General features: G+C 66.2%; 13 protein-coding genes. 7 read left to right on the top strand and 6 right to left on the bottom strand.

Annotated features, from left to right (window positions below):
• The first annotated feature begins 60 nt into the window (after positions 1-60).
• Positions 61-702 carry a pyroglutamyl-peptidase I gene (pcp, locus tag AC1DR1_RS14215; RefSeq protein WP_476966450.1) on the top strand — a complete coding sequence of 214 codons (642 nt, stop codon included), beginning with the start codon at positions 61-63 and terminating at the stop codon, positions 700-702.
• Positions 703-770: 68 nt separating this feature from the next.
• On the opposite strand, the gene AC1DR1_RS14210 is transcribed toward pcp, so the two are convergent.
• From AC1DR1_RS14210 to AC1DR1_RS14190, 5 genes are all read right to left on the bottom strand, one after another.
• Entirely contained in the window at positions 771-1,409 is a 639-nt protein-coding gene (locus AC1DR1_RS14210) for an SIMPL domain-containing protein (RefSeq protein ID WP_229992941.1), read from the bottom strand.
• Between the two features lies 1 nt (position 1,410).
• Positions 1,411-1,890: an eCIS core domain-containing protein gene (locus AC1DR1_RS14205; protein ID WP_476966449.1), complete on the bottom strand. Its 480-nt coding sequence runs from the start codon at positions 1,888-1,890 to the stop codon at positions 1,411-1,413.
• A 153-nt stretch (positions 1,891-2,043) separates the two neighbouring features.
• The gene (locus AC1DR1_RS14200; RefSeq protein ID WP_476992773.1) at positions 2,044-3,681 is read right to left on the bottom strand and encodes an amidohydrolase; all 1,638 of its coding nucleotides are present in this window, start codon (positions 3,679-3,681) and stop codon (positions 2,044-2,046) included.
• Positions 3,682-3,809: 128 nt separating this feature from the next.
• Positions 3,810-4,721 (bottom strand): carbon-nitrogen hydrolase family protein, encoded by a 912-nt coding sequence (locus tag AC1DR1_RS14195; protein WP_229996143.1) that lies wholly within the window; start codon positions 4,719-4,721, stop codon positions 3,810-3,812.
• The gene (locus AC1DR1_RS14190) at positions 4,722-6,272 is read right to left on the bottom strand and encodes an APC family permease (RefSeq protein WP_476992772.1); all 1,551 of its coding nucleotides are present in this window, start codon (positions 6,270-6,272) and stop codon (positions 4,722-4,724) included.
• Between the two features lie 110 nt (positions 6,273-6,382).
• Between AC1DR1_RS14190 and AC1DR1_RS14185 the strand changes: the two genes are divergently transcribed.
• Positions 6,383-7,024: a TetR/AcrR family transcriptional regulator gene (locus AC1DR1_RS14185; protein ID WP_364747469.1), complete on the top strand. Its 642-nt coding sequence runs from the start codon at positions 6,383-6,385 to the stop codon at positions 7,022-7,024.
• A gap of 101 nt (positions 7,025-7,125) precedes the next feature.
• Here the strand turns inward: AC1DR1_RS14185 and AC1DR1_RS14180 are convergent, their stop codons facing one another.
• On the bottom strand, positions 7,126-7,821 hold the full coding sequence (locus tag AC1DR1_RS14180; protein WP_229993946.1) for a TetR/AcrR family transcriptional regulator: 696 nt from the start codon (positions 7,819-7,821) through the stop codon (positions 7,126-7,128).
• A 232-nt stretch (positions 7,822-8,053) separates the two neighbouring features.
• Between AC1DR1_RS14180 and AC1DR1_RS14175 the strand changes: the two genes are divergently transcribed.
• The 5 genes from AC1DR1_RS14175 to AC1DR1_RS14155 are packed head-to-tail and all read left to right on the top strand — an operon-like array spanning position 8,054 to position 14,886.
• A complete protein-coding gene (locus AC1DR1_RS14175; RefSeq protein WP_364747472.1) occupies positions 8,054-9,727 on the top strand; it encodes an amidohydrolase in 1,674 nt (557 codons plus the stop codon).
• Between the two features lie 14 nt (positions 9,728-9,741).
• Positions 9,742-11,427, top strand: a complete 1,686-nt coding sequence (locus tag AC1DR1_RS14170) for an ABC transporter substrate-binding protein (RefSeq protein ID WP_476992771.1) — start codon at positions 9,742-9,744, stop codon at positions 11,425-11,427.
• Entirely contained in the window at positions 11,424-12,377 is a 954-nt protein-coding gene (locus tag AC1DR1_RS14165) for an ABC transporter permease (RefSeq protein WP_476966447.1), read from the top strand. Before AC1DR1_RS14170 ends, AC1DR1_RS14165 begins: the two co-directional genes overlap by 4 nt.
• Positions 12,374-13,234 carry an ABC transporter permease gene (locus AC1DR1_RS14160; RefSeq protein ID WP_476992770.1) on the top strand — a complete coding sequence of 287 codons (861 nt, stop codon included), beginning with the start codon at positions 12,374-12,376 and terminating at the stop codon, positions 13,232-13,234. The genes AC1DR1_RS14165 and AC1DR1_RS14160 overlap by 4 nt, the downstream gene beginning before the upstream one ends.
• A complete protein-coding gene (locus AC1DR1_RS14155) occupies positions 13,231-14,886 on the top strand; it encodes an ABC transporter ATP-binding protein (protein ID WP_364747478.1) in 1,656 nt (551 codons plus the stop codon). Before AC1DR1_RS14160 ends, AC1DR1_RS14155 begins: the two co-directional genes overlap by 4 nt.
• Position 14,887: the final 1 nt, after the last annotated feature.

Below are 14,887 nucleotides of genomic sequence, written 5' to 3'. Positions count from 1 at the left end.
TGTCAAGGATGCCGCCTGGTCGCCGCGCGCAGCCTTAGGGCGCGTTGCTAGGCTGGGGCGATGATTCTCCTGACCGGGTTCGAGCCGTTCGGCGGCGAGACGGCCAATCCGTCGTGGGCCGCAGCCGGTGCGGCGGCACGGCTGCTCCAGTCCGAAGGGCTGGATGTCCAGGCGGTGGAACTGCCTTGCGTCTTTGGCGCCTCGGCCAAGGTATTGACCGAGACCCTCGAGCGCTTCCGTGCGGAGCTTGTGCTGTGCGCCGGCCAGGCTGGCGGGAGGGCGCGCATCTCGCTGGAGCGGGTGGCCATCAACTGCGATGACGCCCGGATCCCGGATAACGCCGGCAACCGGCCCGTGGACGAACCCGTGGTGCGCGACGGGCCGGCGGCTTATTTCACGTCGCTGCCCGTCAAACCGGCGCTCGCGGCGTTGACGGCCGAGCAGATCCCGGCGGAAGTGTCCCAGAGCGCCGGGACCTACGTCTGCAACCACGTCTTCTACGCGCTCATGCACGCCCTGCGGCTCCGTCCGGGGACCAGGGGAGGGTTTGTCCACGCTCCCTACGCGGACACCCAGCTTCCGGCCGGGAGCAGCACCCCGTCGCTGCCAGCGCACCAGATGGCGGCGGCGCTCGCCGTCGTCGTCCGCACCGCGCTTGCGACGACGGCGGATCTCAGGCTCGCCGCCGGCGCAACGCACTAGCGGCGTGCCATCCGAGGGATCAAGCGGGCAGCGGCCGCCGTCGGCGACACGAGCAGTTACTCAAACAATTACTCGAGCAGTTCCCAGACGACGCCGATCGTGGCGGTGACGCTCGACTCGCCGGCCTCAACGGTGAGCGAGTCGGACGCCACCGCCCGCTGCATCTTCGCCACCGGGACCGGCGCCTGGAAACCGGTGTGCTGGGTAAGGGAAAGGACCCTGCCCAGGCCAGCGCCGGAGAGTGCGGCGTAGTGGGCGGCGGTGTTGCGGGCGTCCTGCCAGGCGGCCTCCCGGGCACGCGCCTCGACGGCGGCGGAGTCCGCGAAGCCGAGGCTCAGCCCGTTCAGCCGGACGGAGTCGCCGCCGGCCGTAACGGCAGCGGCAAGGATCTGCGAGGACGCGGACAACGCTCGGATCCTGACGGTGAGCGTGCTGGAGGCCAGATAGCCGGTCACGGTCTGGCCCTGGCCATCCTGCCAGTTCAGCTCGGCCCGGACGTTCAGCCCGGAGGTAGACATGTCAGCGCTGTCCACCCCATGTTGCCGGAGCTCCGCCGTGATGGCGGCCGATCGTGTGCCGGCCTCGGCGTAGGCCTCGACCACGGTCTCGCGGCGGCATTCAACGCCGATCGACACGGTCAGGAGGTCCGGCACCGCCTCGGCACTGCCGGTTCCTGTGACCGAGATGGTTCTGGGGGTCTCTGTCATGTCAGGCCTCATAACGTTCGGGGGCAGAAACGCCGATACTGCGTTTTCTTCGTTGGATCCGTGGAGCGGTCCCGGGCATGCCGGGCCGGGGGTAGCCGCCTGCTTCCAGACCGGCGTGGCGCTCGAAGAAGTTGGCGCTGCCCGGATTGCCCGTCCGCCAGAGGGACCAGCCCGCGGCGATGAAGTACAGCGGAAGGAAGGGCCACCCAAGGCACCAGGCGTACTGGGTACTGTGGCGCTCCTCGTGATCCAACAGCGCCGGATTGGCGCGGGCGGATTCCGGGCCGGCGCGGAACACGATCACGTTGCCCACGGTGAAGGCCGCGGCAAACGGAAGCCGCCAGCGGTAGCGGCTCGCGATCAGCAGTCCGCGCGGACCGGAGCTGACGGGCGTCCGGGCGCCGGCTGCCAGCAGCAGGCCCAGAAGGGTGGACCCGTTCAGCAAGTTGGCGATCTGGCGCAGCCGTTGTCCGGACGTCATGAGGCCATGGTAGCCGGGGGTGTGCCCGACGGTCAGGGAGCCGCAGAGACTAAACGGCCAGGGACGCCAGGACGCCGGGTGGGTGGGGCGGCCGCGGGACGTGGAATCCCGCTGGAACCGTCGCGTTGGCACGCCTTGGGCCGCGACGTCCGCTTAGTCTTGCCGGCTAAAGACAATTTCTCCATCCACCCAGGTCGACTCGATCGGGAGCCCGATGATGTCGTCGGCGGAAACCAAGAGTGGATCGTCGGCCCATACCGCGAGGTCGGCCTTGTTGCCGGGCCGGATGGTTCCTTGGTCATGGTCTCCTTGGGCCTCGGCGGCCCAGACCGAGAAGCCCTTGAGCGCTTCGAGCGCTGTCAACCTCTGTGAAGGTTCAAAGACGGGCGCATCGGTCCGGCCCGGGATCCGACGCAGGCGGGCCCATGCCATGCCGATGCGCGCGTCGTACTGAGCCACTGGCCAATCCGAGCCCAGCGCAACCGGAGCGCCTGAATCTATGACGTCGCGGATCCTCCAGGCCCGTTTCGATCGCTCGACCCCCAAACGACTGGACCATGAATCGGATCCGTCCGCCTTTCGCCACTGCATGTGCAGGGGCTGCATTGATGCTGTGATGCCCGCCGCGGAAAGACGTGCAAGATCCCTATCCGCAAGGCATTCCAGGTGCTCAATGCGGTGCGGAGCTCCTCGGCGGGACCGCACGCCGGCCGAGACATAGGCGTCGATCGCAGCACCGATGGCTCGATCACCGATAGCGTGCGTCGCGACTTGAAATCCTGCATCGCCATATTGTTTGACGGTTGCAGCATAGTCCGCCGGGTCGGGCCAGAATGATTTCAGTCCGCCGCCCAACGTGTCCGGTTCATAGAGCCAACCGGTTCCCGTATCGATAACACCATCAAGCAAGAGTTTGACGAGCCCACCGCGCCAGCGGCGACCCTGTCGATCCTTCGACAAAAGGTATGACCGCGCTTCCTCGGCAGCCAGGCCAGGGCTGTGCTCGAGTGCGCAAACCAGCCTGACCGGCAGACCCGGTCCGGTGCTATCGATCTTGTCGATGAAATCGAGCGAAGCAGTATCGCCATCCATGATCGTTCCCGAGGTAATGCCGGTTCTCGACAGGCAAGAGATCAGCTCCCGTGCCCTCTCAACGGCCTGCACTGCAGAAAGAGCCGGCGCGGTGGATCCCACCAATTCGTAGGCAGTGGATTCCCGCAACTCTCCGGTTGGGTTGCCTGCCTCGTCAACAACAATCTCTGACATGTCGCAAAACCGGCGCCCACCCGTGATGCCACTCAATCTCAGAGCTTCTTTGCTCGCCAGCGCGGTATGAAGATCAAACAGGAGAATGTACGTCGGCAGGCCGTAGACCGATTCCTCAATCAGGTCAGCGGATATTCGCCTTCCTGCAAAGACGCCGTAGTCAAGGTTCCATCCCCGGACCCACCCCGCTGAGTTCTCCGAAAGCACTCTGGCTGCTTCGGTGCGCAGGGCGGCGAGGAAACCGTCGAAAGTAGACACTGAGCCGAGATCGACGCCGACCGTGATTTCCGACCCTTGGATGGGATGGATGTGCCCGTCAATGAGCCCCGGCGTGATTGTCTGGCCGTTCGCATCGTGCACTTGGGTGCGTGGACCGCGATGTTCGCCAAGAAGGTGTTTGCCACCAGCGGCGAGGATCCTGCCGTTCGCGATGACGATTGTGCTGGCAGATGGCTGCCTTGGATCGAGTGTGTGCACCTTGGCATTGACGATGACAGTGTCCGCGGTTCTGAGGTTAGATGGCATCAGACTTCCCATGATTTTGAGTATTGAGCGTGTTTGCCGACGACTGTTGACGGGATCAGGGGTGCGTACCTCCGGAGGGGGCCGGAGGTACGCACCGGGCGTTGTAGGGGCGCTGCCTTATGCGGGTGTCAGAACCTCGAGGCGCTGAATTGTTTCGCGCGTGAAGCGTCGGGGTCCGAAGTGCTCCAGGCCGGGGGTTGGAAATGCGCTCCGCCGTACATCGGGTATGACAGGATCCCCTGCTGGTCGTGGAGCTGTGCCCAGGGCCGGTTGATGCCGTGGGTTCCGTAGCGGCGGACCTGTGTGACCCGGTCGAGATCAAGGACTCCGTAGAGGATTTCCTCGCCTCCTCTGGCGTGCTGCATGATGGTGCCTTCCGGGTCCACGATGACGCTTTCCCCGACTGCTGATGGGTCAGCGCCGTTGACGTTGACGACGTAGACCTGGTTTGCGAAGGCATTGGCACGTGACATCACGATTTCCATTTCCCTGTCCCGGGTCGTGGTCAGGGTGGGCTGGATGATGACTTCCGCTCCGAGCCATGCCAGTTGCCGGGCGACCTCGGGAAAGCTTCCATCGAAGCAGATGGCGAGGCCTACGCGTCCCCGGTCCGGGATGTCGAAGGTCACGAACGAACCGCCCGGCGTCGTTGTTTCGAACGGACGCCAGGGAAAGAGCTTCCGGTACCGGGCCACGATCTCGCCTTCGGGGGAGACAGCGATTGCCGTGTTGTAGGTGTTTCCGCCGTCGGTTTCCAGCAGGGATCCGGGCACGAGCCAGACCCCCAGGCGGCGGGCCAGCTCCGCGATCCGGTCGGTGAGCGCGCTGGGGATGGGGCCGGCCGAGCGGGTTTCGCCCTCAGGGTCCGGGATCAGGAATTCCCCGGGTGCTGCGAGCAGAAGTTCGGGTGCGACGATGATGTCGACGTCAGGTCCGAGCTCTTTGGCGGTTTCGGCCTGGGCGGCGAAGCGTTCCCAGGTTGCTTCGACGTCGTAGGGAACGGGTTTCGTTTGGATTGCTGCAATGGATAGGACGCGCATTTATGCCTCGGTTTCGCTGCTCAGGATGGATTGCAGTTCGTTGCGGGTGGAGAAAGTTCCCCGGGGGATCGTTTGCCCGTAAAAGTAGGGCCGGAGTCTGGGGCGGATGATGGCAATGACCAGAACACCTAGCGCCAGGGCGCCGATTCCGATCCAGAACACGGTTCCGATGCCAAGCCAGGAGAGCCCGGCGTATTCGGGGGACATCATGTCGACGGCGCTGTACGCAAACGCTCCCGTCATCAGAAGGGCGCCCAGACCCGGAAGGATGCCCTTCAGGACAAGGGCTGAGGCGGACGTGCGCATCTGGGGAGCAAAATACACGACGCAGGCCAAGGCCGTCGCGGCGTAGTAGGCGGCGATCATCAGGCCGACTGAAAGTATGGCCAGGCCGATGAAGTCGGCGCTGATCGCTGTCAGAAGCAATGTCACGGCAATGCTCAGGAGCGCCCACCAGAGGATTGACGTGGTGGGTGTCCCCCTGGACGTATGCATCTTCGTGGTGGCCGCGGGCAGTGCGCCGTAAGTTCCCATGCTGAGCCAGGACCGGGGGTTGCTAACCGCGACCGTCATTAGGGCCGCCAAGGCCGAGATGCCGACGGCGAGGATGATGATCTGCCCGAAGAAGCCGCCGGTGGCTTGGGGGCCGAGCACAGACAGGACGTCCGAGACGGTTGCGGGGTCCGTGATGCCTGCGATCCCGGCAAAGCCGACGGCGGCCGTCGCGGTCACGACGTAGAAGAACAGAAGTATCACGGTGGTGATGACCACGGCCCGCCCGGGTGTTCCTTTGCGGTCGGTCGTTTCCTCATTGACCGCGATCAGCGCGTCCCAGCCCCAGTAGATGAACAGACACAGGATGACGCCGTGGACCAGGCCGGAGAGATCGCCGGAGGCAAAGGGATTGAACCAGTCCAGCCTTGGCTGCTCCGCACCTTCCGCCGCGGTGCCGGCGGCCATGGCAGTAAAGGCCCCGATGCAGAAGCCGCCCAGGGCAATCAGCTGCAAGGCAATCAGCGCGTATTGGAGCCACGCGGAGAGTTCAATTCCCCGGGCCGCCACAACGCCGCTCAGCGCGATCAGCCCGCACGCGATGGCGGCGATGATGACCGGTTGGGAAGCTGCCCAGCCGAGCCCCAGGAAGGTCAGAAGATACGTCGTGGCAACCTGCGCCAGGGCCGCGCTGGAGATGAAGGTGGCAATCTGGGGGACCCAGCCACCGAAAAACCAGCCCGTCCCCGGGCCGAAGACACGCGAGATCCACACGAATACCCCGCCACAATCAGGCATTTCCCGGTTGAGATCCCGGAAGGCGAAGGCCGTGAACAGGATCGGCACGAATCCCAGAAGGAACGCCGCGGGTGTGCTCGACCCGACCGCCAGGACAACGAAACCCAGGGTCACCGCGAGGCTGTACGCCGGGGCCACAGCGGCAAGACCCAATGCCACCGTCGGGCCGATACCGATCGATCCGGCCTTCAATCCCTTGCTCGCAGCGGCAACCGGAACGGCGGGGGGTGGGACGGTGGGGGGTGGAAGGGGATGTGACACGGAGACTCCTCATCGAATCAAAGTTATTTGAATCACATTCAAATTTGAATGCCATTCAATACGGGTCTAGACTCGTTGTCAATAGGCATCGGGCCAAAGGGGGAGTGGCAATGGCAAACCTCAGCAAGAGGGAAGGGCGCCGCAGGGAGATTGCGGCGGCAGCACAGGCCGTCGCCGCCCGTGACGGCGCAGAAGCTGCGACGTTGCGCGCGATTGCGGCGGAGGCAGGCATGGCCCCAAACGCCGTGCTGTATTACTACGGAAGCCTGGCCGAGATCACCGCGGCAGCCGTCCACGCCTCTTCCGCCAGATTTCTCACGCGGCTATCGGAGGCAGCGGACACCGGCATGAGTCCGACCGTCAGGCTCGCCGCCGTCATCAGCGCAGGCACGACGGCAGGGCTGGAGGATGATGCCTTCCGGATTCTTTACGAGTACTGGACCCATTCGCTCAGGGACGCGGAGCACCGACGGATCCAAGAGGAACTCACCCGCACCCAGCAGCTGATTTATGAACGGATCATTGCCGATGGAACGCAGGCCGGTGAGTTCTTTCCTGTCCTTGAACCGGCGAAGATTGCGCGTACCCTTGTGGCCCAGGAAGACGGTCTGGTCATGGATGTTCTCGCCGGCACCGCCAGCAGCGATGATGTGCTCGACCTGGTCGCCAGTCTTGCTTCGGCCCTTCTGGGCCTCGACCGGAACACGCTCCTCGATCACATCATTAGTCGCAACTTCTCCAACGCGCCTTAGTTTCCGGCGGTACCTGCACGCACTTTGTCCGTGGGCACGCCGTTGGCGTCAGCAGTCAGCCGGCAGCGGCGCTATTGCGGGACAAGGCCCTGGTGTGCCAGCTACCGTTTGCGGCGCTCGACGGTTGCGTCAACCGCGTCGAGCAGGGCGTCAACGCCCAGGAAGAAGACCTCGCGGTCACGCAGCGCGAGCAGCTGCTCCCGCAGCGCATTGATCTGCGGATGCGATGCCGACGTCACGGCCAGAGAGCGACCCATCCACGATCCGTGCTCCTCGGCCGCCACGCCCTCACGCATGCTCAGCCCGCGGGCGATACCGGCCGCATAAGAGAGGACGTAGGTCGACTGGGCCGCGTAATGCCGCACGATGTCCTCACCCTCAAGTCCGGCGACGCTGAGCCCATCGAGGATGAGTTCGACGATTTCGAGCTCCGCGGGACCCCCCGTGCTCAGCACGATCGCCTCGGCACCGATCGCCGGATATTCGGTGAACAGGTCGATCGTGGCAGTGGCCAGCTGCGTCAGGCGCGTGCGCCACTGCTCACGCGGGGCCGTCACGCGCTCAAGGCTCATCGCGAACAGCCGGTCCAGGAGCGACCCCATGAGGTTGTCCTTGCTGCGGAAATGCCGGTAGATCGCCGTCGGATCAGCGCCGAGCAGCGCACCCAATTCCCGCACCGTGACGGCCGTAGCGCCCGGCCTCGCCGCGATCTGCAGCCCGGCAGCAATGATCGTCTCGGCGTCGAGCCGCGGCTTAGCCCGCGCCGTCGCGCGCCGCTCAGCGAGAGGATTCGCCACTTGACCCACTCCTTCTTGCTGTCGGCTGACAGCAGTACATCACAATCACTGGCGGCGGATGTTTCTCCGCGCCGGGAAACGCGAATTCACCGTCCCCCAGCTACCAGTATGGCGCGGTCCCCAACGAAGTCAACTTTGTAGTCAACACCGTTGACATGGTTGCTGATTCGTGACTAATGTCACTGGGGATCGACCAGAGGTGCAACGACGCACCGCAACCCAGGAGGCTCACTTGGCGACAAAGACAGACTTGATCTTTACGGGCGGATGGACCTTCACCGCCGCATCGAACACGCCGGAACGGCTGGGAGTCGCAGTATCCGACGGCCGCATCAAGGCGATCGGGCCCGACGTCGAGATTCTCGCGGCGGCCACGGAGCAGACCCGGGTCGTCGACCTGGACGGCGCCCTCCTGATTCCGGGCTTCCAAGATGCGCACGTTCACCCGGCGTCCGCCGGAATGGAACTTCTGCAGTGCAATCTCAGTGGTGCGGAGAGCGCGGCCGACGCGCTTGAAACGATCGCCGCGTATGCCGCAAAATACCCGGGCGCGGAGTGGATCCTCGGCGGTGGCTGGTCGATGGACCATTTTCCGGGCGGCACGCCGACCCGGCAGGCGCTCGATCGGCTCGTGCCGGACCGCCCTGTGCTGCTCTTCAACCGCGACCATCACGGCGCTTGGGCCAACACCCGGGCCTTTGAACTCGCCGGCATCCACGCGGGGACCGCGGATCCTGCAGACGGCCGAATTGAGCGCGAGTCCGACGGCAGCCCGGCAGGTACGGTTCACGAAGGCGCGATGAACCTGTTTGACCACGTGCGGCCCGCCGCGCACCCCGATCTCGTCTACGCCGGGCTGCTCCGCGCCCAGGAGGAGCTGTTCGGATTCGGCATAACTGGCTGGCAGGACGCCGCCGTCGGCGCCCTGTTCGGCGCATCCGACACGCTCGAAACTTACAGCGCGGCCGTCTCCGAGAAGACGCTGCGCGCTCACGTCCGTGGAGCCCAGTGGTGGGAGCGCGATTCCGGCCTTGAGCAGCTGCCCCGCCTGACCGAACGCCGGGCAGACGTCGCCGCGCGGCTTCCGGGCGACGCGTTTTCGGCCGGGACTGTCAAGATCATGGTGGACGGGGTAGCGGAGAACTTCACGGCCGCCATGACGACCCCCTACCTGGACAATCACGGCCACTGCACGGACAACGCCGGGCTCTCCTTCATCGACCCGGAGCGGCTCAAGGAGTACGTGACGGCACTCGACGCGGCCGGTTTCCAGGTACATTTCCATGCACTCGGCGACCGTGCCGTCCGCGAGGCCCTGGACGCAGTCGAGGCCGCCCGCCGGGTCAACGGCCCCAGTGGTAACCGGCACCACCTGGCGCACCTGCAGGTAGTCAGCGAGGCGGATGCGCCGCGGTTCGCCGAACTCGACGTCGTCGTCAACATGCAGGCCTTGTGGGCCTGCCACGAAAGCCAGCTGGACGAGCTCACCCTGCCCTTCCTGCCGGCCGACGCCGAATCGCGCCACTATCCCTTCGGCGAACTCCTCGCCAGCGGGGCGCGCCTGGCCGCCGGCAGCGACTGGCCGGTATCGAGCGCAAACCCCATCGAGGCGATCCACGTCGCAGTCAACCGGGTGGCACCGCACTCTCCCTCCGGCCCCCTCGGCGACCCCAGCCAACGGCTCGACCTTGCCACAGCACTGACCGCGTACACGGCCGGCAGTGCCTATGTGAACCACCGGGACCACGACACGGGCATGATCGCGCCCGGCTACCTCGCCGACCTCGCCGTGCTCCGGCCGAACCCCTTCGAGCTGGCCCCGCAGGATCTCCACACGACCGCCGTCACCTCGACCTGGGTGCGCGGCGAACAGGTCTACGCGGCCGCCAGCAACACCAATCGATAGCACTGGAGGACGTCATGACCATAGAACCTCAACCACCCCTCTCCGCCGCGCGCCGTCCCCGTGGCGTTCCGGCCCGGCGTTCCCTCGCCGCCACCGCCGTCCTCCTCACGGGTTTGCTGGCGTTGGCCGCCTGCACGGGCGGCGCGAAGACCCCAGTGAGCGGAGCGGCGAACTACGAGCTGACCGCCACGACGCCGGCACCGGCGGGGGAACTGGGCTCCTTCACCTGGTCGATCTATGCGGAGCCCGCCTCCCTCGACTACGCGCACGCCTTCGACTACCCGGACAATCAGGTGCTCAGCAACGTGTGCGAGTCCCTGTTGCGCTGGAACGCGGACCTCAGTGTCTCGCCAGGCCTCGCGGAGAAGTGGGACAACCCGACGCCGACCACCTGGGTGTACTCCATCAGGCCGGGCGTCACCTTCCACGACGGCACGCCCCTCACGGCGGCGGACGTAGTCGCATCCCTCCAGCGCCATCTTGACCCTGCAGTCGGCTCATATTGGAACAGCTCGTACACCAACGTGTCCTCCATCGAGCAGACCGGCGAGATGCAGGTCACCGTCACCACCACGATTCCCGATTCACAGTTCAATCTCTCCATGGCAGCCAGCCCCGGCACCGTGGAGTCCGCCGCCACACTCGCCCGGGACGGCGCCGACTACGGCAACTCCACCGCCGGCGTCAACTGCACCGGCCCGTTCTCGCTCGGGAAGTGGGACTCGGGCGAGGCCATAACGCTCGAGCGCTACGACGCCTACTGGGACAAGAACCTCGTGGCCAAGTCCCAGCAGGTGAAGTTCGTGTTCCTGTCCGACCCGAACACACGCGTCAACGCCTTCAAATCCGGTGAGGTCGACGGCGGCTGGATGATCCCGTCGAACGCCATCGGAGGCCTTAAGTCCTCGCCGAACGGCAAGATCTACTTCGGCACCAGCACCGCGATCGCGAGCGAGATCGTCACGGACATGTCCGGCCCGCTCGGCGATGTGCGCGTCCGGAAGGCACTCATGATGGCGATCGACCGCCCAGGACTGGTTGCCGCGGCGGAACAGGGCCATGCCAAGGTGACGGACGCCCTGACCTCCCGCTCGGTCTGGAACGGGGCCCGGAAGGAGGTCTCTGACGGGGCATACGCCGGCCTGGAGAGCTACCCGCTGGATGTCGCCGCCGCCACAAAGCTTGTCAGCGACGCCGGGGCGACCGGCAAGGAAATCGTCATCGCCACCTCCCCGCTCTCCGCCGGAGCTGACGTCATCGCCCAGGCCGTCTCGTCCGCCGCGACCTCGATCGGCCTCAAACCGCGCATCGACTCGATTTCGCCCRCCAAGTACACGACACTGTTCTCCGACGCGGCCGCCCGGAAGGGCATCGACCTGCTGTACACCCAGTGGTATCTCTCGACCGCGGACCCGCTCGACATGTTCGGTGTCCTGCGCACCGGCCAGTTCAGCAACTACGGTGGATGGTCGAACCCGGAATACGACGCCGTCGTCAACAAGGCGGTTGGCATCGCCGATCCCAGCGACCGCGCCCGGGAAGCCGACAAGGCCCAGCACATCGTCAACGACGAGCTGCCGTGGCTGCCGCTCTATGAGGTGCCGACGACCGTGTGGCTGGGCTCCCGGATCACCGGGGTGTCGCCGTCGATCAATTACATGTACTTCCCGTGGGCGGCCACCATCGGTGCGCAGACATGACCATCGCCCTCATCCTGAAAAAGCTCGGCGCGCTTGTCCTGACCGTCTTCGTGGCCTCGGTCCTGGTCTTCTTCTCCATGTACCTCGTGCCCGGTGACCCCCTCGGTTTCCTCCTGCGCGGGCGCAGCCCTAGCCCGGAGGCCATCGCCGCGGTGACCGCACAGTACGGGCTCGACAAGCCGGTCCTGGCGCAGTACGTCGACTGGCTGGTCAATGTCCTGCACGGGAACTTCGGCCGGTCCTTCCAGTACCGCGAGGACGTCAGCACCCTGCTCGCCTCCCGCGCACCGACGACACTTGGGCTGATCGTCCTGGCCGGGCTCATGATCGCAGTGCTCGGTCTCGCGGCCGGTATCGTCTCGGCCCTCGCTCGCGGGAAGGCCGCGGACCGGATCATCCTCACCGCGTTGACGGGGCTCGCGGCGATCCCTTCCTTCGTCGGCGCCATCGTGCTCATCGCGCTCTTCGCCGTGCAGCTCGGCTGGTTCCCCTCATTCGGCAGCGGAACAGGGTTTCTGGACACGCTTTATCACCTCGTGCTCCCGGCCCTCGCCCTCGCTCTCGCCTTTGTGGCGCTCGTGGCACGGGTCACCAGATCCTCGATGCTGGATCAGCTCGGCCGGGAGCACGTGGAGGTCGCGGTGAGCCGCGGCGTCGCCCGCGGCGCCGTCGTGCGCCGGCACGTGCTGCGCAATGCGCTCGGGCCCATCCTCACGGTGAGCGGCGTCCTCGTCGCCGGCCTGCTCGTCGCCAGTGCCGTGGTGGAACAGGCCTTCGGGCTCTCCGGCATCGGCTCCCTGCTGGTCCAGTCCGTTGACCGGCTCGACTTCCCCGTCGTCCAGGTCATCGTGCTGCTCATTGTGCTGATCTTCGTGACCGTGAATACGGCCGTCGACCTGCTCGCTTCCGCCATCGACCCCCGCAGCAAGGCAGGTGCAGCAGCACGATGACCACGTCAACGTTCACCCGTACCGGGCTCCGCCCGTTCCGCCTCCCGGCAGGCAACGCCCTTTTCCTAACCAGCATCGTCATGGTGGGCATCATGGTCGCCGCCGCGGCAGCCGCGTCGATCATCGCTCCCTACGACCCCGACTTCGTCGACCTCGGAAACGTCCTGTCCGACCCCACGGCCGCGCACTGGCTCGGCACCGACGCCGCCGGCCGTGACACCCTGAGCCGGATGATGTTCGGCGCGCGGACCTCGCTGCTGGGCCCGCTTCTGGTCGTGGGGCTCTCGACGCTCCTCGGCATCGCGCTTGGGCTCCTGGCCGGTTGGTTCGGCGGCTGGATCGATTCGGTCCTGGGCCGGGTCTTCGACCTGCTTTTCGCGTTCCCCGCCCTGCTGCTCGCCATCCTTGCGGTCGCGCTCTTCGGCAAGGGGCTCACGGCGCCGGTGATCGCGATGATCATCGCCTACACCCCGTATGTAGCGAGATTCGTCCGATCGCTCGTCATCTCCGAACGCGCCCGGCCCTATGTTGCGGCCTACCGGGTGCAGGGATCCTCCGGTGGGTGGATCGCCGTCCGGCGGGTACTTCCCAATGTCATGCCGACCGTCGGGGCACAGTCCACCCTGAACTTCGGGTATGTGCTCGCTGACCTCGCGGCCCTGTCATTCCTTGGCCTCGGTGTGCAGCCACCGACGGCCGACTGGGGCTCAATGATCAACGACAGCCGGGGTGCGTTGCTGAGCGGCCAGGCGCTGCCCGCCTTGGTGCCGGCGATCGCCGTCGTGCTGGTCGTGATTGCTGTGAACGTCATCGGGGAAGAGCTCTCCGATCGAATCGGCGGAAGGCTGCCCTCATGACTTTGCTGGAGATTTCCGAGCTGACCATCGATTTGGCGGGCGGATCGGCTTCCCGCCTGCTGGACGGCATGTCCCTGCGCGTTGAAGCGGGAGAGACTGTGGGGCTCGTCGGGGAGTCCGGGTCAGGCAAGTCGCTGACCGCCCGGACCGTGCTCGGTCTCCTGCCGGCGGGCGCCCGCACCGGTGGATCCGTGCTTCTCGACGGAACGGACATGCTCCGCTGTTCCCCGGGGGAGGCCCTCGCGCGGCGACGCGGCACCGTCTCGATGGTGTTCCAGGATCCGCGTTCGGGGGTGAACCCGGTCCGGCGCATCGGTGACTTCCTCACCGAATCGCTCCGGCTGTGTCACGGCTGGTCGAGGCCCGATGCGGACAAGAGGGCGCTCGATCTGCTCCGTTCGGTCGGTTTGCCGCGGCCGGAGTCGCACCTTTCGCAGTTCCCGCACGAGCTCTCCGGCGGGATGCTGCAGCGGGTCATGATCGCCGGCGCTCTCACTACTTCGCCCCGCCTGCTCGTCTGCGATGAGCCGACGTCGGCGCTCGATGTAACGACCCAAGCGGAAATCATCGCCGTACTCAGGCAGCAACAGGAAACGCGCGGCATGGGAATGCTGTTCATTACGCATGACCTGAACCTCGCCTCGGCGCTGTGCGATCGGGTCTACGTGATCCACGCGGGGCTGATCGTCGAGCACGGCAACGCGCGGGCCGTCTTCGCGAACCCTCAGGCCGAGTACACGAAGCGGCTGATTGCGGCGACGCCGAGCATCACCTCCGCCGTTGCCCGGCCGGTGTTGGCCGATGCGAACGGCCCGAACCCCTTGGACGCACGCGTTGACGCCCCCGACCCGCGCACTCCGGCGCTCGAGGCCCGCGGGCTGACCAAGACATACTCGATTCGCGGCGCGGAGGACCTCCGCGCCGTCGACGACGTGTCCTTCTCGGTGGACCGGGGCGCAGCCCTGGCGCTCGTCGGCGAATCAGGCTCGGGCAAGTCCACACTGGCGAGAATGCTCGTGGGGCTGGAGCGTCCCGATGCGGGTGACATCCTTGTCGACGGGGTCTCGCGGTCCCAGCGCCCCGGCGGCCGCGAGGAAAGGCTGGGACGCGCCCGGGCCGTGCAGATCGTCTTCCAGGACCCGTATCTGTCCCTCGACCCCCGTATTTCGGCCGGGTCCGCGATCGAGGATGCCGTCCGCCTGCACTCGCCCTCGCGCCACGCCGACGCCCGGGCGCGTGTGCTGACGCTGCTCGATCAGGTCGGGCTCGCCGCAAAGCACGCCCAGGCCCGGCCGCGCACGCTCTCCGGCGGGCAGCGCCAGCGGGTCGCTATCGCCCGGGCCCTGGCAGCCTCACCGGAGGTCCTCGTGCTGGACGAGGCCACCAGCGCCCTCGACGTCTCGGTCCAGGCCCAGGTTCTCGACCTCATCGACGAAATCAGGCGCGAACGGGGGCTGACCCTTGTGTTCGTCAGCCATGACCTCGCCGTCGTCCGGCGCGTGTGCGAAACAACTGCCGTGATGCGTCAAGGCGCCGTGGTCGAATCCGGCGCAACGGCTGAGTTGCTCGAACACCCCCGGCACCCTTACACGCGGCTCCTGATCGACTCCATCCCGAAACCCGGCTGGAGCCTCGATGCCATTGCACGGTGAG

This window comes from Arthrobacter sp. P4_F10 (assembly GCF_056401435.1).
This window is presented reverse-complemented; position numbering and strand designations above follow the sequence as displayed.

What these genes read in the sequence shown, in the direction of transcription:
- AC1DR1_RS14155 (WP_364747478.1), top strand. Translation starts at nt 13,231, where the DNA reads ATGACTTTGCTGGAGATTTCCGAGCTGACCATCGATTTGGCGGGCGGA.
- AC1DR1_RS14195 (WP_229996143.1), bottom strand. Translation starts at nt 4,721, where the DNA reads ATGCGCGTCCTATCCATTGCAGCAATCCAAACGAAACCCGTTCCCTAC.
- pcp (WP_476966450.1), top strand. Translation starts at nt 61, where the DNA reads ATGATTCTCCTGACCGGGTTCGAGCCGTTCGGCGGCGAGACGGCCAAT.
- AC1DR1_RS14200 (WP_476992773.1), bottom strand. Translation starts at nt 3,681, where the DNA reads ATGCCATCTAACCTCAGAACCGCGGACACTGTCATCGTCAATGCCAAG.
- AC1DR1_RS14205 (WP_476966449.1), bottom strand. Translation starts at nt 1,890, where the DNA reads ATGACGTCCGGACAACGGCTGCGCCAGATCGCCAACTTGCTGAACGGG.
- AC1DR1_RS14160 (WP_476992770.1), top strand. Translation starts at nt 12,374, where the DNA reads ATGACCACGTCAACGTTCACCCGTACCGGGCTCCGCCCGTTCCGCCTC.
- AC1DR1_RS14165 (WP_476966447.1), top strand. Translation starts at nt 11,424, where the DNA reads ATGACCATCGCCCTCATCCTGAAAAAGCTCGGCGCGCTTGTCCTGACC.
- AC1DR1_RS14210 (WP_229992941.1), bottom strand. Translation starts at nt 1,409, where the DNA reads ATGACAGAGACCCCCAGAACCATCTCGGTCACAGGAACCGGCAGTGCC.
- AC1DR1_RS14185 (WP_364747469.1), top strand. Translation starts at nt 6,383, where the DNA reads ATGGCAAACCTCAGCAAGAGGGAAGGGCGCCGCAGGGAGATTGCGGCG.